The 239-nt window shown below is 37.7% G+C and carries 1 protein-coding gene; it reads left to right on the top strand.

The window, feature by feature from the left end; genetic code table 11:
- A partial coding sequence (locus tag R0J88_RS23175) for a hypothetical protein (protein ID WP_410901341.1) occupies window positions 1–239 on the top strand: 239 nt, incomplete at both ends.

Here is a 239-nt window from a genome sequence, read left to right as displayed (position 1 = left end):
AGAAGATTTGGTAGTAACTATCAATCCTACTGAGCTTCAGAAACAACTTGCTCTAAGAGATGTACCTTTAGAAAAACAAGAAGCCTTGCTTCAAGCATTTAAAGCTATTGAGAATGCTAACAATGATCCACTTGCTACTACAAATGGCCCTAAGGGTGCAGCTATTAAGGCAGCAATCAAAGTAATTAAAGGCTTAGTAAATAACGACTGGGCAAAATGGGTTTTACAGCAACGTTTTG

The organism is Pseudoalteromonas sp. SIMBA_162 (genome assembly GCF_046535955.1).
Classification (GTDB): domain Bacteria; phylum Pseudomonadota; class Gammaproteobacteria; order Enterobacterales; family Alteromonadaceae; genus Pseudoalteromonas; species Pseudoalteromonas marina.
Note: the sequence above shows the minus strand (reverse complement) of the source record. Positions and strands in the feature narration are given on the sequence as shown.